This is a genomic window from Nonomuraea sp. NPDC004354 (genome assembly GCF_053602555.1).
In genome coordinates this window covers 232633-253593 of the sequence record NZ_JBSGDV010000004.1, presented here as the reverse complement: position 1 = coordinate 253593, position 20961 = coordinate 232633, and the positions used below count along the sequence as shown (strand labels likewise).

The 20961-nt window shown below is 69.5% G+C and carries 18 protein-coding genes; 9 read left to right on the top strand and 9 right to left on the bottom strand.

The features are described 5' to 3' along the window. Positions 1-8 precede the first annotated feature (8 nt). On the bottom strand, positions 9-2486 hold the full coding sequence (locus ACWENQ_RS15955; protein ID WP_452414743.1) for an ATP-binding protein: 2478 nt from the start codon (positions 2484-2486) through the stop codon (positions 9-11). Between the two features lie 97 nt (positions 2487-2583). On the opposite strand from ACWENQ_RS15955, the gene ACWENQ_RS15950 reads away from it, so the two are divergent. The 5 genes from ACWENQ_RS15950 to ACWENQ_RS15930 all read left to right on the top strand — a co-directional run bounded on the left by ACWENQ_RS15950 (position 2584) and on the right by ACWENQ_RS15930 (position 7956). Further along, positions 2584-2985, top strand: a complete 402-nt coding sequence (locus ACWENQ_RS15950; protein ID WP_452414741.1) for a rhodanese-like domain-containing protein — start codon at positions 2584-2586, stop codon at positions 2983-2985. Further along, a complete protein-coding gene (locus tag ACWENQ_RS15945) occupies positions 2982-3377 on the top strand; it encodes a hypothetical protein (protein WP_452414740.1) in 396 nt (131 codons plus the stop codon). The genes ACWENQ_RS15950 and ACWENQ_RS15945 overlap by 4 nt, the downstream gene beginning before the upstream one ends. Positions 3378-3477: 100 nt before the next feature. Continuing rightward, positions 3478-5469, top strand: coding sequence for a hypothetical protein (locus ACWENQ_RS15940; RefSeq protein WP_452414738.1), 1992 nt, complete (start codon positions 3478-3480; stop codon positions 5467-5469). Positions 5470-5841: 372 nt separating this feature from the next. After that, positions 5842-6138, top strand: a complete 297-nt coding sequence (locus ACWENQ_RS15935; RefSeq protein WP_449919205.1) for a hypothetical protein — start codon at positions 5842-5844, stop codon at positions 6136-6138. Between the two features lie 288 nt (positions 6139-6426). Beyond that, positions 6427-7956 carry a carboxylesterase/lipase family protein gene (locus tag ACWENQ_RS15930; RefSeq protein WP_452414736.1) on the top strand — a complete coding sequence of 510 codons (1530 nt, stop codon included), beginning with the start codon at positions 6427-6429 and terminating at the stop codon, positions 7954-7956. 56 nt (positions 7957-8012) lie between these two features. On the opposite strand, the gene ACWENQ_RS15925 is transcribed toward ACWENQ_RS15930, so the two are convergent. Beyond that, positions 8013-8627, bottom strand: coding sequence for an ATP-binding cassette domain-containing protein (locus ACWENQ_RS15925; protein WP_452414734.1), 615 nt, complete (start codon positions 8625-8627; stop codon positions 8013-8015). A gap of 12 nt (positions 8628-8639) precedes the next feature. Then, positions 8640-9626 (bottom strand): GNAT family N-acetyltransferase, encoded by a 987-nt coding sequence (locus tag ACWENQ_RS15920; protein WP_452414733.1) that lies wholly within the window; start codon positions 9624-9626, stop codon positions 8640-8642. A gap of 91 nt (positions 9627-9717) precedes the next feature. On the opposite strand from ACWENQ_RS15920, the gene ACWENQ_RS15915 reads away from it, so the two are divergent. Together ACWENQ_RS15915 and rph are read left to right on the top strand one after the other, a co-directional pair. Further along, positions 9718-10254 carry a TetR family transcriptional regulator C-terminal domain-containing protein gene (locus ACWENQ_RS15915; RefSeq protein ID WP_452414732.1) on the top strand — a complete coding sequence of 179 codons (537 nt, stop codon included), beginning with the start codon at positions 9718-9720 and terminating at the stop codon, positions 10252-10254. A gap of 400 nt (positions 10255-10654) precedes the next feature. Next, positions 10655-13261: a rifamycin-inactivating phosphotransferase gene (rph, locus tag ACWENQ_RS15910; protein WP_452414730.1), complete on the top strand. Its 2607-nt coding sequence runs from the start codon at positions 10655-10657 to the stop codon at positions 13259-13261. A 240-nt stretch (positions 13262-13501) separates the two neighbouring features. Here the strand turns inward: rph and ACWENQ_RS15905 are convergent, their stop codons facing one another. After that, entirely contained in the window at positions 13502-13798 is a 297-nt protein-coding gene (locus ACWENQ_RS15905; protein ID WP_452414728.1) for an ATP-binding cassette domain-containing protein, read from the bottom strand. Here ACWENQ_RS15905 and ACWENQ_RS15900 point away from each other — a divergent pair. Together ACWENQ_RS15900 and ACWENQ_RS15895 are read left to right on the top strand one after the other, a co-directional pair. Continuing rightward, positions 13797-15008, top strand: a complete 1212-nt coding sequence (locus ACWENQ_RS15900) for a sensor histidine kinase (RefSeq protein WP_452414727.1) — start codon at positions 13797-13799, stop codon at positions 15006-15008. The two genes, ACWENQ_RS15905 and ACWENQ_RS15900, sit on opposite strands and share 2 nt — an antisense overlap. After that, positions 14996-15640, top strand: coding sequence for a response regulator (locus ACWENQ_RS15895; protein ID WP_452414726.1), 645 nt, complete (start codon positions 14996-14998; stop codon positions 15638-15640). The genes ACWENQ_RS15900 and ACWENQ_RS15895 overlap by 13 nt, the downstream gene beginning before the upstream one ends. Before the next feature lie 15 nt (positions 15641-15655). Here the strand turns inward: ACWENQ_RS15895 and ACWENQ_RS15890 are convergent, their stop codons facing one another. From ACWENQ_RS15890 to ACWENQ_RS15870, 5 genes are all read right to left on the bottom strand, one after another. Continuing rightward, positions 15656-16033 (bottom strand): serine hydrolase domain-containing protein, encoded by a 378-nt coding sequence (locus ACWENQ_RS15890; protein WP_452415021.1) that lies wholly within the window; start codon positions 16031-16033, stop codon positions 15656-15658. A 22-nt stretch (positions 16034-16055) separates the two neighbouring features. Further along, a complete protein-coding gene (locus ACWENQ_RS15885; protein ID WP_452414724.1) occupies positions 16056-16823 on the bottom strand; it encodes a serine hydrolase domain-containing protein in 768 nt (255 codons plus the stop codon). A 476-nt stretch (positions 16824-17299) separates the two neighbouring features. Beyond that, a complete protein-coding gene (locus ACWENQ_RS15880; protein WP_452414723.1) occupies positions 17300-18271 on the bottom strand; it encodes a 1-aminocyclopropane-1-carboxylate deaminase/D-cysteine desulfhydrase in 972 nt (323 codons plus the stop codon). Further along, a complete protein-coding gene (locus tag ACWENQ_RS15875) occupies positions 18268-19560 on the bottom strand; it encodes a D-arabinono-1,4-lactone oxidase (RefSeq protein WP_452414721.1) in 1293 nt (430 codons plus the stop codon). Before ACWENQ_RS15875 ends, ACWENQ_RS15880 begins: the two co-directional genes overlap by 4 nt. 126 nt (positions 19561-19686) lie before the next feature. Beyond that, positions 19687-20664, bottom strand: a complete 978-nt coding sequence (locus ACWENQ_RS15870) for a LysR substrate-binding domain-containing protein (protein ID WP_452414719.1) — start codon at positions 20662-20664, stop codon at positions 19687-19689. Positions 20665-20961 lie beyond the last annotated feature (297 nt).

Sequence of the window (20961 nt, the reverse complement as noted above, 5' to 3'; positions counted from 1 at the left end):
GAGGACCTTCACTCATCGGCGTCGGCTCCGTCCGCAGCCGTCAGGGTGTTGAGCAGTTCGGCGGGCGTCGTTGCGCGGCCGGCCGTGAGTGCGGAAGCGAAGGCCGCCTCGCCGAGCTCGGCGCGGAGCGTGAGCCGCAGGTGGCTGTCGCCCACACCGCCGTGGCCGGCGGGTGTCGTGGCGCCCAGCAACTGGGCGGATCGGGCGGCGAAGCCGGCGGCGTGTTCGGTCTCGGCGAGCAGCCGCAGGCCGGTGGCGATCAGATTGTGGTCGTTGATGGCGATCGCGGTGTCGACCCCTTTGCGGAGATGGCGTCGCGCGCGTCGGTGGTGGCCGTGCGAGGCGGCTGCGCGGCCGAGACCTAGCAGGCAGTAGGTCACGCAGCGGAGGTCTCCGATGCGGTGGAACTCAGGGAGGAGATCGGTGAAGAGCGCCGTCGCCGACTCTTGGTCGTTTCGGTGCTGGCTGAGGCGGGCTCGGTGGAGTTGGGCGTGGAGGCGTTCGTGGTCGCTTCCGGTGCGCAGGGCGAGATCGAGCGCCTCGTTCAGGCAGGTCTCGGCCTCTGTCAGGCGAACCTCGTCGCGGATCAGCCGGCTCGCGATGTAGTTGAGACAGTTGGCGCGTTTCACGCGGTCGCCCAGCCGTCCGAACAGGGCCGCCGCGGCGCTGAGCCGATCCACCGCCGTCGCGGTGTCGGCCGCCACGTTCGCGAGCGTGGACAGCGCCAGCGCGTGATGCCAGTCATCACCCAGCCGCTCGAAGACCGCGGCCGCGCCGTCGAGTGCCCGGGCCGCTTCGGCGGGAGCGGGCCGGTGAACGGCCACGCAGCCGGTCGCCAGGACGGCCAACGCCTGCTCCTCCTCGGTCGCCGCGTGGTCCGCCGCCCAGCCGGCCAGCTCGAGTGCCTTGTCAGTGTCCTGGTAGCAGAGCAGAAGGCAGGAAGTGATCGCGGCGCGGACACCCAAGGAGCCTTCAGGGAGGGGCCGGTCGAGCAGCGCGTTCACCCAGGTGAACAGTTCGCCGCGGGCCCCGAGGGTCTCCCATCCGGTGCCGACGCCGGCGAGAAAGCCCCAAGCCGCGGCGGTGTCACCGGAGTCGAGGGCGCGTCGCACGGCCGTCCTCAGATCGGTCCAGCGGTCGGTGAACCAGCGCAGGGCTGCCGTCTGGTCCCCTCCTCTCAGCGCGGGAACGATCGACACGGCGTGCGTCAGATGGTGGCGGGCGTGCCGGTCGTGGATCTCCTCGTGCTCTTGCCGTTCGGCCAGCCTGTGGTGGGCGAACTGGCGGACGCTGTCGAGCAGGCGGTACCGCGTGTCCCCGCCCTGGCGGCGGGCGGAGATCATGGAGCGGTCCAGCAGGCGTGGGAAGACCCGGGTGAGGTCGGTGTCGGTGAGCGGTGGCGCGGCCAACACCTGCATCGCGGTGTCGTAGTCGAACTCGCCGGGGAACACCGAGCAGCGGTCCAGCAGGAGGCGCTCGTCGTCGTCCAGAAGGTCGTAGCTCCACCGCAGGGCCGCCTCAAGGGTGCGGTGGCGGTTGGGACGCGGCGCATCGGTCAGCAGCGCGAACCGGTCGTCGAGCAGGCGCAGCAGCTCGGCGGGCGAGGCGAACCTGGTACGGGCGGCGGCCAGTTCGATGGCCAGCGGCAACCCGTCCAGGCGGCGGCAGATCGTCGCGAGCACAGCCGCGTCGGCCGGCGTGATGGTGAGGCCGGGCGCGACGGCGGTCGCGCGGTCGGTGAACAGCCGGACGGCGGCGCAGTCCAGGATCTCACCGGAATCGGCGGCCTCGTCGGGAATCGGTAGCGGCGGAAGCTGGTAGACGGCCTCGCCGCTCACACCCAGGGGCCCGTAGCTGGTCGCCAGCACGCGTAGACCGTCGGCCACCGCCAGCAGACCGGCCAGCAGGGCCGCGACGGCGTCGACGACGTGCTCGCAGTTGTCGACCAACAGCCAGCACGGGCGTGCTCGGATCGCGGCGATGATCTGCGGGCCGAGGTCCCTGCCGTCGCCGCCCACGCCGAGGGCGTCGGCGAACGCCCGGTCGACCGGTCCGCCGGGCGGGACCGAGGCCAGATCGACCAGGAGCGCGGGAGGCAGCCCGACGGTCTCGTGAGCCACGTACAGGGCGACGCGCGTCTTCCCGATGCCCGCGGGCCCCGTCACCGTGACCATGCGGTCATCGGTGACCAGCTCGGCGAGTTCGCGGAGCTCACGCTCCCTGCCGACGAACGACGACAGATGCCTGGGCAGGGCGTGAGCTCGCTTCCGGAGCCGCGCCGCGCCTTCGACCAGATCCCTCCTGGCCGCGTGGTCGAGCTTGCGCAGCAGGGACGACACATGGCTCTCCACGGTCCGCTCGGACAGCCCGAGCCGATCGGCGATCTCACGGTTCGCCAGCCGTTCACCGACCAGCCAGAAGACCTCCGCCTCCCGCCTGGTGACCCCGGCCTTCCGCAACGCCTCTGGTATCGCGGCGTCCTCCATGACGCGATCATCCCCCAGAAAAGTTCCGTACTGAGCACGGATGTGCCTGCTTCGAGAATGCCGTGTGATATCGGGAGCCTCCCGAAAGGACCACGTTATGGCAAGCTCCGTCACCGACATGATCACCCGCGCTCGCGCACAGGTTCGGAACCTGTCGGTCGCCGAGGTGGCCGAGGCCCTGGAGTCCGGCACGGTGACCCTGATCGATCTGCGTGAACCCAGCGAGGTCGCCCGCGACGGGGGCGTTCCGGGCTCTGTCCTCGCTCCGCGCGGCATGCTTGAGTTCTGGGCCGATCCGGCCAGCCCCTACCATCGGCCCGAGTTCGACCCCGCCGCCACGACCATCCTGTACTGCGCGTCAGGCGGCCGTTCCGCGCTCGCCGCCCTGGTGCTGCAGGAACTCGGCTACGCCGGCGTCGCCCACCTCGACGGAGGCCTCAAGGCGTGGAAGGAGCACGGCCGCCCCGTGACCCTCCAGGCAGAGGAGGAGCGTCGGTGACGGGACACGCGCTCGGCGAGAGGTTCGCGCAGGCTCTCGCCGCCAAGGACCGCGACACGCTGCGCACCCTGCTCGGCGACCCGCTCGACTTCAAGGCCCTCACCCCTGGAGCCCACTGGGACGCCGACAGCCCTGGCGAGGTCGTCGACCAGATCATTCTCGGTCACTGGTTCGAACCCGACGACGACATCGAACGTCTCCTGCACGTCGCCACCGGCCGCGTAGGCGACCGCGAACATCTCGCCTACCGCCTGCAGGTTCGTACCGGATCCACTCGCTACCTGGTCGAACAGCAGGTCTACTACGCCGTCGCCGGCGAACGAATCATGTGGCTGCGCATCCTGTGCTCTGGTTTCCAGCCCATCCCGGACCAGGAACCCGACCCGGCATGACCTCCAACGGTTTGAGGCGTCGTGCTCGACCGCTGTCGGCGTCGGCCGGTGATGCCGGGTCGGGCTCGGCGCGTACTACGGGAGTCGTCTGATGATGTTCATGCGCGCACTCGCTGACGAGGAGTCAGGCGAGGTCGAGGGCCTGCTCGGCCTCGCCGTCCGAGCGCTGGACGGCGACGGGGACCTCGCGTCCGCACGGCAGCGGTTCGATTCCGCGTTCCAGGCCGCGGAGCGTTGCGCGAACGCGGAGGCGATGGCACAGGCAGCCCTGGGTATGGGTGGGATCTGGGTGCACGAACGGCGCACGCTCGCGGCATCGGCGACGCTGCGAGCTCGGCTGGAGCAGGTACTGCCGATGGTGGAGCGAGGTTCGGCGACGGGCCTGCGGGTGTGCGCCCGACTGGCCGCCGAGGCCGACTACCGAACCGGCGAGCACGCGAAGGTCCTCTCGTTCGTCGACCAGGTCAGGTCGGTGGCGGATCCGATCGCGGGGGCGGAGGTCCGAAGCCTGGCGCACCACTGCGTCCTGGGTCCGGATCATGGAGGACTACGCCGCGAACTGGCCGCTGACATGCTGGAGGCCGCTTCGCGCAGCCCGCGGCGCATCGACATGCTGATGGCGACCTTGTGGCAGACCGTGAACATGTTCCTGGACGGCGATCCCCATGCGCTGCGCAGGTTCGGCGAGCTACAGCAATCCTTGCGGGACCGGAACCACCTTGCTGTCGGCTTCGTCGCGAGCGCCATCGAGGTGATGCTCGCGATCCGGGCGGGGAAGCTCAGGGCAGCTGAAGATCTTGCCAGGGTGTGTGCGGCACGGGGAACGGCTGCCGGCGACATCGATGCCACCGGCTGGCTCGGTGGCCAGATGGTTGCGATCAGGTGGTACGAAGGCAGGCTCCCCGAGCTGTTGCCCATGCTCAACGAGCTGGTCCACTCACCGGCTCTGAGCGCGGTGGACAACTCCTGCTACGCCGCGCTCGCCGTGGCCTGCGCACAATCTGGCGATATGCGAACGGCGGCCAGCCTGGTCGCTTCTCTGCGTGGCCGTGACCTCGCCGACCTTCCTCGGTCCAGCAGCTGGCTGGTGACGATGAACGGGCTGGTCGAGGCCGCCTACCTGCTCAGCGACACCGAGACCGCGGCACGCGTGTACGAACTGCTCAAGCCGTTCGCGGCGCTGCCGATGCTGGGCGGCCTCGGGACGGTCTGCTTCGGGTCGACCGAACAAGCGCTCGGCGTCGCGTGCCTGACCACCGGCGATCTCGATGCTGCTGTCGCGCATCTGCGTGCCGCGGTTCAGCGGAACCTCGGCCTGGCTCACTGGCCGGCCGTCGTCAGCTCCAGGACGCGGTACGCGCAGGCATTGGCGCGCCGCGACGGCCCCGGTGACGCCGAGCTTGCCCGGTCCGAGCTCGCGCATGCGGCCGACGACGCGGCGGCGGTCGGTATCCCGGTGCCTCCCGGTCACACCAGTCCGGCGGCGTCCGACACCCTGACCTGCCACCGCCAGGGCGGCAAATGGCGATTGAGCTACGGGACGCGCAGCATCGTGCTGGCTGGTGGTGTGGGCCTGCTGCACCTTGCCGTGTTGATCGCCAATCCCGGCCAGGAGATACATTCGGCCGACCTCGTCGCCGGCGTGTCCGGGCTGGGCCAGGCGCTGCGATCCGATGATGCTCAGGCGCTGCGATCCGGTGGTGCTCAGGCGCTGCTGGACCGGTCAGCGATCGAGCAGTACCGTGCGAGGCTCGCCCAGCTCGGCGACGTCATCGATGAGCTGAGCGCTTCCGGACGGCAAGATCGCGCCGCGGAAGCACGCGCCGAGCGCGAGTGGCTGATGACGGAGCTGAGCAGCGCCACAGGCCTGGCCGGCCGCACCCGCACGTTCCAGGACGGCGCTGAGCGGGCCCGGATCGCCGTCGGCAAGGCGATCCGCCGGGCTCTGGAGCAGATCGCCGCGAAAGATCATGTGATTGAGGCACACCTGCGGGAAAGCGTGCACACGGGGATGCGGTGCGTGTACCGGCCGGGGGAGGTCGCTTCCAGGAAGCTCACATCGACCGCCCATGGCGCCTCACCCATCAGGTAAGCCTGCTGGAGAAGCGCGGACCTGCCCCGACGACGAACGCGCCACCCCGCTCCGCCGCCTCACACACACGCCGCAAGCCCTCCGCCTCCACGTCCTGACTCCCCGGCCGGTGCGCTGTCGATCATCGGCTACACGCTGGATCAGCATGCGCCGCTCGAGTCGAACGTGCCACCGTCGAAGATCCCGTTGTGCAGGGCGCAGATCTCCGCATCCGCCGCGGCAGGATGATCGGCCGTGCTCCTTCGCCGCGCTGCGGTGGCTGCCGGTGGGAGATCGAGACAAGGACGCCGGACACGACGAAGAGCCCGTCCCTCCCCGTGGAACTCCATGGAACGCCCTTGTTGAGAGGCACTTCAGAGAAAGGGACAGCACATGTCATTCAGGAGAATCATGATCGGGGCGGTCCTGGCCATCATGGCACTGGCCGGTGCCGCCGCCCCGGCCTCGGCCGCCGTCCGGTCCGTCGCCGGCGCCTTAGAGATCCAGGAGTTCCAGGGGGACGGGATCGGTCTCAGGCCGCCCGCAGCGGTCACGATGGCCCGGGCCGACGCCGACGCGCAGGCCGCCGCCGAGGGGTTCACCAGCACCCAGTGCCGGAAGGTCAGCTCGACCCTCTTCTTCGACGCGACCATCTACGTGGCCACGGTCACCATCTCGTGTAGCCGCTGATCACAACGCGAAGGCGCCCCCGCCCGACGACGGGGGCGCTCTTGCCGGGACCGGTAGATCCCAAGCCCACGCCACGCACGGGCGCGCGACGGCGGGCCGCTTGAACGAGTTTCGGCAGGCGCACAGTCACGACGACCCGGCAGCAGAACACGACAGAGAAAACGACACAGAATGAGCCCCAGCTCAGCCGCCTCGATCACATTGACAGGTTCCGCCCCTGAAATGCTTTGCCCGCAGGCGGCGCGCACTGGGATGCTCGATCGAGCCAGCACGGAGAGGAAGCCGCACATGGCCGTCACCGCATTCAGCAGCCCGTCCGAGTCCGAGCCGGAAGTCCGCACGGGGGCCGGCGTCCTCCGCGGCGGCCGGGAGGCGGGCCTGACGGTCTTCCGCGGCATCCCGTTCGCCGAGCCGCCGGTCGGCGCCCTCCGTTTCGCCGCGCCGCAGCCGGTGCGCAGCTGGGACGGTGTGCGCCCGGCGGTCGCGTACGGCCCGCCACCCCCGCAGTCCGGCGTACTCGGGGCGTCCCAGGACCCTGCCGGCGACGACTGGTTGACGCTCAACGTCTGGACACCGGAACCGGATCCGGCGGCGGGGCTCCCGGTGATGGTGTGGATCCCCGGCGGCGGTTACGCCATGGGCAACTCCAGCCTCCCGGAATACGACGCCGGGCACCTGGCCGGGAACGGAGCCGTGGTCGTGACCCTCAACTACCGTCTCGGTATCGAGGGTTTCGCGCGGATCGGCGGAGCCCCGGACAACCGGGGGCTGCTCGACCAGGTCGCGGCCTTGCAGTGGGTGCGGGACAACATCCGGACGTTCGGTGGCGACCCGGACCGGGTCACGGTCTTCGGGCAATCGGCGGGCGGCGGATCGGTCGCCGCACTGCTGGCCATGCCGCGCGCCGCCGGGCTCTTCCGCCGGGCGGTCGCGCAGAGCGTGCCGGGGACGTTCTTCTCCCCCGAGCTGGCCGCCGACATCGCCGTCGCCTGCGCCGCCGAGCTGGGGTTACGGCCCACGGTGTCCGACCTGTCGGCGGTGGCCCCGGCCCGGCTGCCCGCCGTGGGCGACGCGATCTGCGCCAAGACGGTCCAGTGGCGGGAGCGCTGGGGGCAGATCACACACCGGCCGATCCCGTTCGCACCCGTTGTCGACGGTGACGTCCTGCCGGCAACCCCTTGGCAGGCGCTGGCTGACGGCGCCGCCCGGGACGTCGGACTTCTCGTCGGGCACACTCGTGACGAGCACCGGTTGTTCAGCCTGATCGACGGCGTGCTCGGCCAGGTCACGCACGAGCAGACCGAGACCGCCCTGCACATGCTCGCCCCCGGCCCTGACGGTGCCCGCCGGTACCGGGAGGCGTTCCCGGCCGCGGCCGATGAGGAGCTGTACGAACTGGTCAACGCGGACTGGCTGTTCCGCATGCCGAGCCTTCACCTTGCCGACGCGCAGATCGCCGGCGGCGGTCAGGCCCACCTGTACGAACTGACCTGGTCCGCCCCGGGATTGGGCGGTGCCCTCGGCGCCTGCCACGGCCTGGACGTGCCGCTCGTCTTCGGCAACCTGAGCAGCGGACAGCCCGCCATGCTGATCGGCGACCCGCCCTCCCCGGTGGCGGAGGAGCTGTCCGCGCAGATTCGCAGCGCGTGGACGGCGTTCGCCGCTCACGGCGACCCTGGCTGGCCTCCGTACGACGCCGACCAGCGCCTCGCACAGCTCTTCGACGCGCCGTCGAGGGTGACCGCCTATCCGGAAGAGACCTCGCGGCTGCTGTGGCGGGACCACACCTTCCCGGCGCTCCCGCTGCTCGCGCGGTGAGCGCCGGCCATCGCCGATCTGTAGAGGCGTGACGGTTTCCTCGGTGGGGGCAACCGTCACGATGGGCGTCGATCCAGTGCTTGAAGCTGCCGCGCTGGTAGCCCTCGCGTGATGATCCACCGTGTGTCCGTTCCGCGTCCGAAGAGCGACCAGCGAGCAACCACGGGCGGTCTTCTGCTCGCCACAAGGTCAGGCAAACCCGAGAAACCCCAGGTCCGTATCAGTCGAGGGATAGCCCTGCGGCCGGAGTCACCCGGGCGGCCCGGCGTGCCGGGAGAACAGCGGCGAGGAGTCCGGCAAGGGCGGCGATGAGGACGCCGACGCCGAGTGACAGCCAGGGGACTTGCTGCTGCTGGCCGCCGGACAGCTCTGCGGGCCGGTGGCCTAGCGAAGCCGATGTGCTCGCGGCGGAAGATCGTGAGCGCGGCGTCGTCGAGTGATCCGAGGTCGGTGCCGGCCACGGTGACGGTGCCGCCGCTGGGTTGGTCGAGTCCGGCCAGGCAGTGCATCAGCGTGGACTTGCCCGACCCGCTCGGCGAGCCAACTACAGGTTCTCCCGGTAGTCCAGTCCCCTGGGCAGATCCCTTGCCTTCTGGCGTGACAGATCGTTCTCTGACCACGGATTGCCCGCCCGCCTCGGACCCGCTGGCGGCTGGCCCAACGACGCTCATAAGCGCGGCAGGTCATCGCACGTCATCCCAGGCCATCGAGCTCATCCTCCAGCCGGCGGGCGTCCGTACGAACTGGGTGGTCTTGCGGCCGGAGCCCTCGAACCACTCTCCGTTGAGGAAACCGGACTTGCGGTACTCGCTGAAGCGGTGCGCGATCGACCCGAAGATCTCGGTCCGCTCGGCCACCTCCCATTCGGTGAACTCGGTCAACGTCCCGTCGGTCAGGATCTTCTCCCGTGGCTCGATGAACGCCTCGAGGTCGTAGATCACGGGCTCGGCCGCGACGTTCTTGATGATCGTTCCTTCTGGAATGAACACCTCACGGATGACGTCGAGGTTCGGCCGACGCCGGCCGGTGTTGGTGAACGCGCCGAGGAAGGCGCGCATCAGCTGGTCGAGCTCGGGCTTGACGTCGGCGCCCTTTGTGTCCGGTTGGACGGGTTGCGGCCATTCGGTGGCGAGCACGGACCAGACCTGCTTGTCGTGCCGGAGCCCGTCGGCGCCAGGGACGGATCGCCGCAACGTGCCGTCGAGGGTCATACCCAGTCTCTTGGCCACGTTGATGCTGCGCACGTTGCCGGACAGGGTGCGCCACTCGGCGCGGCTCAACCCGCGCACCCGGAAGGCCCAGTCGATCATCGTACGGACCACCTGGGTGATCAGCCCATGTCCCTCCGCGGCGGGCTCGAGCCAGCAGCCGATCTCGCATACCCCGAGGGCGGGGTCGAAGCCGACGAACATGGTGCCGCCGACGAGGGCGCCGTCGAGCCAGATGCCGTACAGGCGCTGCCGGTCGGCGGCCTGGCCGTCGGCGTAGCGCTGGAGTACCACCCTCGCGGCGTCGAGATCGCCCGCGACGAAGCTCGCGCCCACCCAGGGGGCGATGTGCGCGCGGGCACGGTCCAGGTGGGCGAAGAACTCTTCGGCATGATGCGGCTCGAGCGCACGCAGCTCGGCATTGCCACGCAGCGGGGTGGCGAACATGGAACTCCTATTCACATAACAGATGTTTTGCGAACGTATCCTGTCGGCATGCCGCGCCACAAGGGAGATCACGACGCCCGCCGCCGCGACGTGTCAGCGGCCGTTTGTGCTGGCCACGTACGGGTTCGGCGGCCTGATCCTGCGCGCGGTCGCCACCGAGATGGGCGCGACGACCGGCCTGCTCACGCACTACTTTCCGAACAAGAAGGACCTGGTCGCACATGCGTTGACGTTGCTGGACGAACACCGTGCGGCACAGCCGAGACGCACCGCGTCCGAAGGGCTCGCCGCCCTGCGCGCGGTGCTGCTGGACACCCTGCCGACCACACCGCAGGCCGCAGCGGACAACCGGATCTGGGTCAGCTCGTGGGACGCCGCGCTGGCCGACTCGGACCTCGCGGCCGGGCACGCGGCCTGCTACGCGCGATCACGCGAGCGAATCCGCCACCATGTGCAGGCGGCGCAGCGCCTGGGGGAGCTGCCGCCGTCTGATCCAGACGAGATCGCGGCGGCGATCCAGTCCTTCGCGCTCGGCCTCATCGTGCAGGCGCTGTTCGACACGGAGGAATTCCCGCCCCAGCGGCAGATCCGCCTCCTCGACGCCTACCTGGCCACGCTCGCCACCACAGCCGGGGATCTGTAAGCCACACGTGTCACGGATCACTTCGGCCTCCAAGGGCGGTCCGCGAGTTGATGTCCTTTTGATCGCTTGCGCTGCAGGAGAAGGGCTGGTCACGGGCTCGTTGCCGGATTACGGACGCGGCTGAGTCATGCGCCGACGAGACCGGCTTGGCGGAGTCCTCCCGAATACCCGCATGCCACTTGACCTGCCTGGACAAAGTTTTGGGCAGGCGCAAAGCTCACTCGACGAGTGACGAGCTCGGACCGGTCAACGCCGCGAGTTCGGTCACGGTGCCTGGGGAAAGGTCAGGTTTCCCGCCACTTTCATTTTATATCGGATCCGCGCGCCTCATGAGGCGCCGGAAAATGGTCCATACTTGCCGCCGTTGCCAACCAACTCGACGAACGAGGGAGCAACGGAATTGGGCTACGTGCTGAGTTTCGAGCAATTCGACTCGACGAATGTCGCAGACGTCGGCGGAAAGGGGGCGCACCTGGGCGAGCTCTCGCGAATCGATGGCATCCGTGTGCCGGACGGCTTCTGCGTCACGACGGACGCCTTCCAGCGGGTCGTGGCCGAGGCGCCGTCGATCGATGCTCAGCTTGACCTGCTGTCGCGCGTGAAAGCGGACGACCGCGCGGCGATCCGCACCCTGAGCGCCGATATACGCCGCGTCATCGAGGGCGTCGCGATGCCCGACGATCTTGTGGCGGCGATCAGCGGATCGCTCGCCCGGCTCGGGGATCAAGCCTCCTACGCGGTGCGTTCCAGCGCGACGGCCGAGGACCTGCCGACCGCATCCTTCGCCGGCCAGCAGGACTCGTACCTGAACATCGTCGGCCTGGCGGCGATCCTTCGGCACGTCCGGCGGTGCTGGGCCTCGCTGTTCACCGAGCGGGCAGTGACCTACCGGCGCCACAACGGCTTCGACCACCGGAAGGTACGGATGGCCGTGGTCGTCCAGCGGATGGTGTTCCCGGACGCGGCCGGGATCCTCTTCACCGCGGACCCCGTGACCTCGAACCGGAAGGTCGCCACCGTGGAAGCCGGTTGGGGGCTCGGCGAGGCGCTTGTCTCCGGTCTGCTCGCCGGGGACGTCTACACGGTGCGCGGCGACCGGGTCGTCACCGCATCGGTCGCCACCAAGCCGCGGTCCGTCCAGGCGTCGCCGGGAGGCGGTACCCAGGAGGCGCCGATCGAGCCGCAGCGGCAGACGCAGCCGGCCTTGACGGATGCACAGGTCGTGCGCCTGGTGCGGCTGGGTCGGCGAATCGAAGCGCACTTCGGCCGGCCCCAGGACATCGAATGGTGCCTGGTCGGCGACGACTTCCACATCGTCCAGAGCCGGCCGATCACCACCCTGTTCCCCATCCCCACGACCGATGACCAGGAGAATCACGTCTACCTCTCCGTCGGTCACCAGCAGATGATGACCGATGCGATGAAGCCGCTGGGACTCTCCTTCTGGCAGCTGACGACGCCACGGCCGATGCACGAGGCGGGCGGACGGTTGTTCGTCGACGTAGCCGCCACCCTGGCGACGCCCGCGGGTCGCGCGAGCCTCCTCGAGATGGTGGGGAGGTCCGACCCGTTGATGCGGGACGCGCTACAGACCGTCCTCGACCGCGGCGACTTCCTCCGCTCGCTTCCGGACGAAGGTTCTGGCGCCGCGGCCGCCGGTGGCTCACCCGCCCCGATCGAGACCGATCCGGCCGTCGTCACCCAGCTGGTCCGACACAATCAGGCGTCCGTCGCCACCCTGCGGCGCACGATCCAGGGTCTGTCCGGGCCTGCGCTGCTCGACTTCATAGAGGCCGACATCGCGGAGCTGAGGCGCCTCCTGTTCGAACCGCGGAGCTTCCAGGTGATCATGGCGGGGATGGAGGGGACCTGGTGGCTCAATGACCACCTGGAGGCGTGGCTGGGCGAGAAGAACGCGGCCGACGCGCTCACGCGATCCGTCCCTCACAACGTCACGTCGGAGATGGGGCTGGCGCTCCTCGACGTCGCGGACACGATCCGGCCGCACGGGGACGTCGTGGCGTTCTTGCACCACGTCGTGGACGAAGGCCGGCAGGGCGACGGCTTCTTGAACGAGCTGGCCGGGCTGGCCGGCGGACGGGAAGCACATGACACCATCCGGGGTTACCTCGACGAGTACGGCATGCGCTGCGCGGGCGAGATCGACATCACCAGGACGCGCTGGAGCGAGAATCCCGCCACGCTCGTGCCCACCATTCTCGGCAACATCAAGAACGTCGAACCGGGCGCCGGCAAGCGACGCTTCGAACAAGGACGCCAGGAGTCACGACGGAAAGAACAGGAGCTGCTGACGCGATTGCGCGCCCTACCCGATGGGGAGCGGAAGGCCGGGGAGACCAAGCGGATGATCGACCGCGTCCGTACCTTCGCCGGATACCGGGAGTACCCCAAGTACGGCATGGTCAGCCGATACTTCGCCTACAAGCAGGCGCTGCTGCGGGAAGCCGATCGCCTCGTCCGGTCCGGCATCCTGCGCGAGAAAGAAGACATCTTCTTCCTCCGGTTCCAGGAGTTGCAAGAAGTCGTGCGCACCAACGACGTGGACGCCGAACTCATTCTGGAAAGGCGGGAGGCGTTCCGGTCGTACGAGGCGCTCACCCCGCCCCGGGTCCTCACCTCGGACGGCGAGGTCATCACTGGCCAGTATCGGCGTGACGACGCCCCGCCCGGCGCGCTGGCCGGGCTCCCGGTCTCGGCCGGGACGGTCGAGGGCCGGGCCCGTGTCGTCATGGATATGGCGCGGGCCGACCTTGAGGCGGGCGACATTCTGGTCACCGCCTACACCGACCCCAGCTGGACCCCCCTGTTCGTCACCGTCGCCGGACTGGTGACGGAGGTAGGCGGCCTGATGACGCACGGGGCGGTGATCGCGCGGGAGTACGGCCTGCCGGCCGTCGTGGGCGTGGAGCAGGCCACCCGGTTGATCCGGGACGGGCAGCGTATCCGCGTTCACGGCACCGACGGGTACGTCGAGATCCTCGACTGAACCGTCGCATCGGACCCGGGACCGCCGGCCAGGGCGCGGAACGCGATCGGTGACGGATTGGTGCGATGACCTTGCGCTGGCATCGCGCTCGTGGCGCGGAAGTGGACCTTCACCGGCAGACGGCGTCCGGGTCGGCCTTGCACCCGCCGGCCGGTCAAGGCGCTGATTGTGCGGATGGCGCGGGAGAATCCGACCTGGGGGCATCGGCGGATCCGGGGCGAATTGGCGGGCCCGCCTGGGCTACCCGATCGCCGCCTCACAGTGTGGGAAATCCTGCACACCGCCGGTATCAATCCCGCGCCCCGCCGGGGCGGGCCGACCCAGCAGCGTGCTCTTGCCCGAGCCCGACGGGCCCATCATCGCGACGAACTCGCCGTCGGCGATCTCCAGCGTGACCCCGGCGAGCGCGGTCACCTTCCCGTACGTCTTGTGGAGCTCTTCCACCCGAACCGCCGACACAGCCCCATGGATGGAGGAGGTCCCGCCGGTGGGCGTCTTGAAGGTGGTGCGGGCACCACCATGCAGAATGTCGCCCATGAACGTCCTGGCGGCCACGCGGAACGCGGCGCTCTTCCTGATCACCGGGTTGGGCACCGCGCTGCTCGCGCTGCCGCTGTTCTGGGTGGTCGTCTGCACCGCGCTGCTGAGCCTGGCGGGGGTCGGCCTGCCCCTGGTCGCGCCGGCGACCGGCCTGGTCAGGCGGCTTTCCGGGTGGCAGCGCCGCCGCCTGGGGATGCCGGCTCCGCCGTATCTGCCGCTTGAGGGCCCGCTGCCGGCGCGTGTGCGCGCGGCCGTGGGCGACCCCGCCACCCCGCAGGAGGTGCTCTGGCTGCTCGCGCATGGCGTCACCGGGATCGTGCTCGGATTCCTGGCGCTCGGCCTGCCCCTGGCCGCGCTCAACGCGGTGACTCTGCCGCTGTGGTGGTGGCTGACGCCGGGCGGCCCGCCGTCGGTGCTCTGGTATGCCGTCGACTCCTGGCTGCTGGCTCTGACCGGGCCGTTCGTCGCCGCGGGCTACGTGGGTGTGGCCTGCCTGGTGCTGCCCTCCGCCGCCAACCTGTCCGAACGGTTCAGCCGCGGCCTGCTCAAACCCTTCGGCCGGGTACGGCTGGCGCAGCAGGTGGCGATTCTGACCGTGGCCAGGGCCTCGGCGCTCGAAGCCCACGCCCAGGAGCTCAGGCGCATCGAGCGCACCCTCCACGACGGCACGCAGAACCGGCTGGTCGCGGTCGTCATGCACCTGGGCATGCTCGAACGGGCCCTGGCCGATGCCCCGGAGAGCACCCGTCGACTGGCCGGGCGGGCGCAGGAGGCGGCCTCCGACGCGCTGGTCAACCTGCGCGACGCCATCCGGGCCATCCACCCGCCCGTCCTCACCGAGCACGGGCTCGACGGCGCGCTCGCCGCGCTGGCCGCGCGCAGCCCCGTCCCCTGCACCGTCGAGATCGCCGCTTTTCCCCGCCTGCCCGCGGCCGTTGAGGCGGCGGCCTACTTCACCGCCGCCGAAGCGCTCACCAACGTCGCCAAGCACAGCCACGCCGGCAAGGCGGTCGTGCGCGTGCACCTGGACGGCAGCATGCTGATCACCGAGGTCGAAGACGACGGCGTGGGCGGCGCCCGGAGCGGCTCCGGCAGCGGCCTGACCGGAATCGACCACCGAGCCGCCGCCTTCGGTGGCCGGACCATCCTGACCAGCCCGCCCGGCGGGCCGACCGTGCTGAAAGTGGAGTTGCCATGCGGGTTGTGATCGCCGAAGACGACGCGCTGCTGCGCGAGGGGCTGGCCCTGCTGCTTGCTGCCGAGGGCATCGAGGTGCTCGCCGCCGTCGACAACGCCGCCGACCTGCTCGCCGCCGTCTCGGCCAAGACGCCCGACGCGCTCATCGTCGACGTACGGCTGCCGCCGGGCTTCAGCGACGAGGGCCTGCGCGCGGCCATCGAGGCGAGACGGATGCGGCCTGGCCTGCCCGTGCTGGTGTTGTCGTCCTACGTCGAGGACGCCTACGCCTCCGCCCTGCTCAGCGATGGTGGCGTGGGGGTTGGTTATCTGTTGAAGGAGCGGGTCGGCAAGGTGCAGTCCTTCCTCGACGCGCTGCACCGGGTGGCCGAGGGCGGGAGTGCCATCGACTCCGAGGTGATCGCCCAGCTCCTGGTCCGCCGCCGGGCCGGTGACCCGCTCCACGCGTTGACCGTCCGGGAGCGGGAAGTGCTCGCGTTGATGGCGGAGGGGTTGTCCAACACCGATCTCAGCGAGCGGCTGGTCATCACTGAGGGGGCGGTCAACAAGCACATCAGGAACATCTTCGCCAAGCTCGGCCTGCAGCCCTCCGACAGCGGCCACCGCAGGGTCCTGGCCGTGCTCGCCTACCTCAAGGCCTGACCGGCAAGAGGCCCTTCACCTGACGGCGCAGAGCGCCGTGTCGAGGGCGGCGTTGAGCCGCTTGTCGCCGTCTGCCGTGAGGGACTCCGCGGTGGCGGTGACCGTGGCCGACCGGCCGCCCTCGGTGATGCCGTTGCGGGTCGAGTAGCCGCCGACGTCGCCGCTGTGCCCCCACGCGAGGCCGCCGCAGCTCAGCGGGATCTTCGTCAGCCCGAGCCCGTACCCCCACCCCTGCGGGGCCCCGGCCACCGAGACCGTCCGTTTCATCTGCTCCAGCATGGCCGGCTTGAGGAGCTTGCCACCCAGCAGCGCGCTCAGGAACCGGTTGACGTCCCGCGGCGTGCTGACCAGCTGCCCGGCCGCCCACCCCCTGGACGGGTCCATCTCTGACACGTCCACCGGTTCGCCGCCCGGTTTACCGGTCTTGGGACTTGTAGGCGCTGGGGTGGGCACCCCGGATCTTCTGCTCGCCGGCACTGGGCCAGTAGGTGTCACCGAGCCCCAGCGGCGTGATGATCCGATCGGTGATATCCGCACCCACCGGCCGGCCCGTGACCTTCTGCACCAGCAGCCCGAGCAGGACGTACCCGGTGTTGCTGTAACCCCAGCTCTTGCCGGGAGCGAACAGCGGCTTCTGCGTCAAGGCCAGATCGACCAGTTCCCGGGGCTCGAAGTAGCGGTGCCGGCTTTCGAAGAACGTCCCCCCGATGGCCTTGCCGTGCTCCGGCATGCCGGAGGTGTGCTGGAGCAGCTGGCGGACAGTGATCAGGCGGCCGTCGTTCCCGCTGCCCCGTACCAGCCCCGGCAGGTACTTCTCGACCGGCGCGTCCAGCTCGACCTTGCCCTCGCCGGCCAGCTGCAGCACGACCGCGGCGGTGAAGGTCTTGGTGTTACTGGCGATGCGCACCTGCCCGTTGACCGGGACCTTCGCCCGCGTGGCCAGGTCGCCCACCCCCGCGGTGTAGTCCCGGCTGCGCCCGTCGCGCATCCTGACCGCGGCCAGCGCACCGGGGAACTCGCCGCCGCCGACCAGATCGTTCAGCGCCGTCTGCACGGCGTCGCCCGGCCGGTCCCGCGGGGCGACGTCGGCGGCCGCCGGGCTGAGCGTCCCCAGCGCGAGGGCCAGAACCGCCGCGGCGCCTGCCCGGGCCGGGCGGAAGGGGACAGCAGGATGCTGGGACATCGGAAAACTCCCTTGATGACGTGGTTGCGATGTGATCAAGCATCTCGGCGCGACCAGCTCGCGATCGATCCCGCGCGTGGGTGTTTCCGCACTACAGCCAGCGCTACCACCGGCCCGGGAGCCCCTGGGCCGCAGCCGCTATCCGGCCAGCCGCTCCACCGGCGGCAACACGCCGATCACCACCTTCGCGGCGCCGGAGAAGCGGCTCACCACCGAGTCACGGGCTCCAGCAGGCCAGTACTGCCGATCTTCCTCCAGTCGACTACGACAGAGTGAAAACGCTCGAAGACTGCGCCAAGGCTCGAGCGAATCCGCAGCTGTGGGCGATGGAAGCCGCAGGCCCGATCAGATCAAGGTGTCCAGCCGACCGGCAGCGACGGCACCCCGTGCAAGCTCGTCGAAGGCAAGTCGCGCAGAGAGACGATCCGCAGATGGAAGGCCAACGGCTACAACGAGTGGCTCGTGAAAGCGCATGACTACGTTCTCGGGCCGTAGGTGTTCAGGAACAGCACCGGGCCGTCCAGGTCGGCCGCCAGCACTGCCGCGAACGCCTTGGCGGTGTAGACGGGTTCCAGTCGCAGTCCGGCGGACGCGGCAACCCGTGCCGCGGCGGCGGCTTCGGGCGTGGGGTGGCCGTAACCGCGGCCCAGGTATTCACGGGTGGTCGTGAGCCGTAGAGGCGGCACGTCGAATTCCGCTCCGCGTTTCCGCAGGACGGTCGCGGTCCGGTCGGCGAGCCGGACGAGATCGCGCACACCGAGCGGCAGCGTGTCGTTGACCACCACTCCTAGCACCTGCGATTGCAGTCCGGCCAGCGCGCAACCCAGCGCGAGTCCCGCTACGGTCCCGCCGGAGCCGACGGCCGTGACGATGTGCCGGGGCTGCGGCAGTTCACCCGCCGCCACCTGCGCGGCGAGCTCCAGTCCCGTCTCGACGTAGCCGAGCACACCGATCGGCGCTGAGCCGCCCGCGGGCAGGTAGTACGGCACCTTCGATCCACGCGTGTGACGCAGCAGCAACCACGGTGCGGCCGCGATCGTGAGCGGTTTGCTGTGGGTGAAGTGCAGTGTCGCGCCGGATTGCCGCAATCTGCGCTGCTGCTCGCGGACATGGTCGTCCTCGGGCTGATCGATCAGTGCCAGGACGGTGTCGATGCCGAGGCCGCGCGCATACACCGCCACCGCCAGGCCCCAGTTTGTCCCGGTCGCGCCGACGGTGAAGATCGTGCCTGCCCCGCGCCGGCGCACCTCGGGCAGCAGCCATTCCAGCTTGCGTACCTTGTTGCCACCCCAGCCGCCGTTGCCGTATCCGCTTTCGTCCTTGCACCACAGGTTGTTCCGCGTGAGCCCAGTGAGCTCTCGCACCGGTGTCGGGCCGTCGCCGAGCCGGGCGAACGGCAGCGTTCGCTCGAGCGCGGGAAATCGCGTGTGCAACAGTGCAGTGCTCATACCGTGCCCAGAACCCGATTGACATAGGAGTTGGCGAACCGCCGGTCGGGGTCGAGCTGGTTGCGCACGATCGCAAAGCTGTCCCATTCGGGGTAGCGCGGACGCAGCGTTTCCGGGGTCTGGAAGTGTTGCTTGCCCCAATGCGGCCGGCCGCCGAAGGAGTCGAAGATCGCTTCGGCTGCCCGGAAATACAGCTCGGATGCGAGCTTGTGGTACTGGTGCAGCGCGATATAGCACGTGTCGCGCCCGGCGGCCGGTGACAGATAGGCGTCGTCGGCGGCGACCCACCGAACCTCGATCGGGAAGGTCACATTGAATTCGGGACGCCGCGCCAGTTCACGGACCGCGCGGACCGCTTCGGCGGTGTGCTCGCGCGGGATGGCGTATTCCATCTCGACGAACCGCACTCGCAACGGTGTCGCGAAGATCCTGTCGGAGCGGTCGATTCGGTGCGAGTAACCCGCGAGGTGGGAGCCCAGGCGCTGCAGCGGCGAATTCACCCGCGGAACGACACTGGCGAGCTCGCACGCCGCGTGCAACAGGTGGTTCTGCACGAGCTCGTCCTCCACCCACTCGCGGGCACGCGAGATCGGCTGTGGCGCGAGGTCGACCCGATTGCGCGCGGATGTCATCGCCAGCGGGCTGTGCGCGAAGGTGAACAGCTGGAAGTGCTCATGGGCCGCGAGCAGTTCGTCGAGATCGACGAGCACGTCCTCGACCGCCATCGGGCGATCGACTGCTTCGAGCGTGAACGCGGGTACCGCCTGGATCGTGACCGCGGTGACGATACCGAGGGCGCCGATGCTTACCCGCGCGGCACGCCAGATGTCGGGATCCTGTTCGGCGTTCACCTCGATCGTCGCGCCGTTCGCCGTGACGAGTTCCATCGACACCAGGCAGGCCGAGAGGTTCTGCAGGCGTGCGCCGGTCCCGTGTGTACCTGTGGCGGTAGCGCCCGCGATCGACTGCGCGTCGATATCGCCGAGATTCGGGAAGGCCAAACCGTTCTCGGCCATCACCCGATTCAGTTCACGCAGAGTCATACCGGCCTCGACACGGATCCGGTGTGTGGCGTGGTCGATGTCCAGCACACGGTTGCAATGCCGCAGCGAGAGCAGCATGCCGTCGGTGGCGACCGCATCGGTGAACGAATGCGATGCTCCCGCGACACGGACCACGTGATTCGCCGCCGCCGCCCGCTCGACAGCCTGCGCCACTTCGGTTCTCGTCGAAGGGCTGGCCATGACCGCTGGTCGGCACGTCTGGTTGCCTGCCCAGTTACGCCACACCGTGCGAGGCTCCGGTCCGGTCAGTCGCGATCGGGTAGGCGGACATGGTGTGGACGATCATTTTGCGCATGGGCCAACTGTAAAAACCCGGGCACTGCTGGCGGAAACACTCAATCTGCGCGGGATTCACCGACTTGCGTTGTGAATCACGCCGGACATCGGCGGCATCATCCGGTCGCTCATGTCCGGATGCTCCAGCGCGTACACGGCCTCGGGGTTCGCGTCGCGGACAGAGCGGGCGACAGCGGCGAACGAGCTGACCAGATCGGTTTCTTGATCGGCGCGCCAGCCGACCGCGAGCTCGCTTCCGCGAGCGCCGGCCAGCGGCACCAGCGTCACACCCACCGACGGCACAAGCCGTGCTGACGCGACGGTGACGACACACCCCATGCCTGCTCCGACGCACTGCAATTCCTCAAGCACCGACGATGCCCTGCCCACGAAGTCGGCGGGCTTCCCGTCTCGATGCTCGGCCAGCGACCAGAAGTCGATCCATGCCCGGTCGTCGCAGAAGTGTCCCACGATCGGCTCGTCGACCAGCTCGGCCGCCGCTATCACGCTGCACGCAGCGAGCCGGTGCGAGGTCGGCAACATCACCACGCGCGGCTCGACGAACAGCGTTTCGCTGCGGAGCCAGTCACCACCGTCAATCGGCAACCGCAGGTAGGCGACATCGACCGAACCATCAGCAAGCCCGGTGGACGGGTCGGCGTAGCTGTACACCTTGACATCGACCCGCACACCCGGATGACGCGCCCGGAACTCGGAGAGAATCGCCTCTGTGAGAGTCAGCGCCCCGCCCTCGCCGGTACCGATCGTCAGCAGACCCGATTCGTTGGCCTCGATCCGCCGCGCGGCGCGGACGGAACGGTCGAGGGCAACCGGCACCGAACGAGCCTCACTGAGGAACGCCGCGCCAGCGGCAGTGAGCTCGACCGTCCGAGTCGTCCGCCGAAACAGCGTCACGCCGACAGCTTTCTCCAACTGCCTGATCTGAGCGCTCAGCGCCTGCTGCGCGATGTGCAGCCGCGCAGCGGCGCGAGTGAAGTTCAGCTCCTCGGCGACAGCGACGAAGTACCGCAATTGCCTGGTGTTCACATCCACCCATGCGATCGTAGCTTTCTACCACCCGCGTCGGTCGATCGACGGATATCCGGCACATCCCGCCGGTCAGGGAACGACGCACTACGGGAAGTCCGTGCCGACCACCATCATCCGCGCCCACATCCGGTCGGTCGGCTCCCACCGATCGGTGAGGCGCTGCCGGCCGTCCCGCCGGCCTGCGGACAGGAAGGTCACGTCCCCCCTCGGAAAGCGGTGGGGGACGCTCCCGTCCAGCTCGGGGTTGATCGCACGGGTCTGGGGTGCTCAGCCTTGTCGTCTGCTGAGCCGGCTCGGCCT

Excerpts from the sequence above, each read along its gene's own strand:
- ACWENQ_RS15955 (WP_452414743.1), bottom strand. The coding sequence starts at position 2,486 with ATGGAGGACGCCGCGATACCAGAGGCGTTGCGGAAGGCCGGGGTCACC.
- ACWENQ_RS15950 (WP_452414741.1), top strand. The coding sequence starts at position 2,584 with ATGGCAAGCTCCGTCACCGACATGATCACCCGCGCTCGCGCACAGGTT.
- ACWENQ_RS15940 (WP_452414738.1), top strand. The coding sequence starts at position 3,478 with ATGCGCGCACTCGCTGACGAGGAGTCAGGCGAGGTCGAGGGCCTGCTC.
- ACWENQ_RS15935 (WP_449919205.1), top strand. The coding sequence starts at position 5,842 with ATGTCATTCAGGAGAATCATGATCGGGGCGGTCCTGGCCATCATGGCA.
- ACWENQ_RS15930 (WP_452414736.1), top strand. The coding sequence starts at position 6,427 with ATGGCCGTCACCGCATTCAGCAGCCCGTCCGAGTCCGAGCCGGAAGTC.
- ACWENQ_RS15925 (WP_452414734.1), bottom strand. The coding sequence starts at position 8,627 with ATGAGCGTCGTTGGGCCAGCCGCCAGCGGGTCCGAGGCGGGCGGGCAA.
- ACWENQ_RS15900 (WP_452414727.1), top strand. The coding sequence starts at position 13,797 with ATGAACGTCCTGGCGGCCACGCGGAACGCGGCGCTCTTCCTGATCACC.
- ACWENQ_RS15905 (WP_452414728.1), bottom strand. The coding sequence starts at position 13,798 with ATGGGCGACATTCTGCATGGTGGTGCCCGCACCACCTTCAAGACGCCC.
- ACWENQ_RS15895 (WP_452414726.1), top strand. The coding sequence starts at position 14,996 with ATGCGGGTTGTGATCGCCGAAGACGACGCGCTGCTGCGCGAGGGGCTG.
- ACWENQ_RS15885 (WP_452414724.1), bottom strand. The coding sequence starts at position 16,823 with ATGTCCCAGCATCCTGCTGTCCCCTTCCGCCCGGCCCGGGCAGGCGCC.
- ACWENQ_RS15880 (WP_452414723.1), bottom strand. The coding sequence starts at position 18,271 with ATGAGCACTGCACTGTTGCACACGCGATTTCCCGCGCTCGAGCGAACG.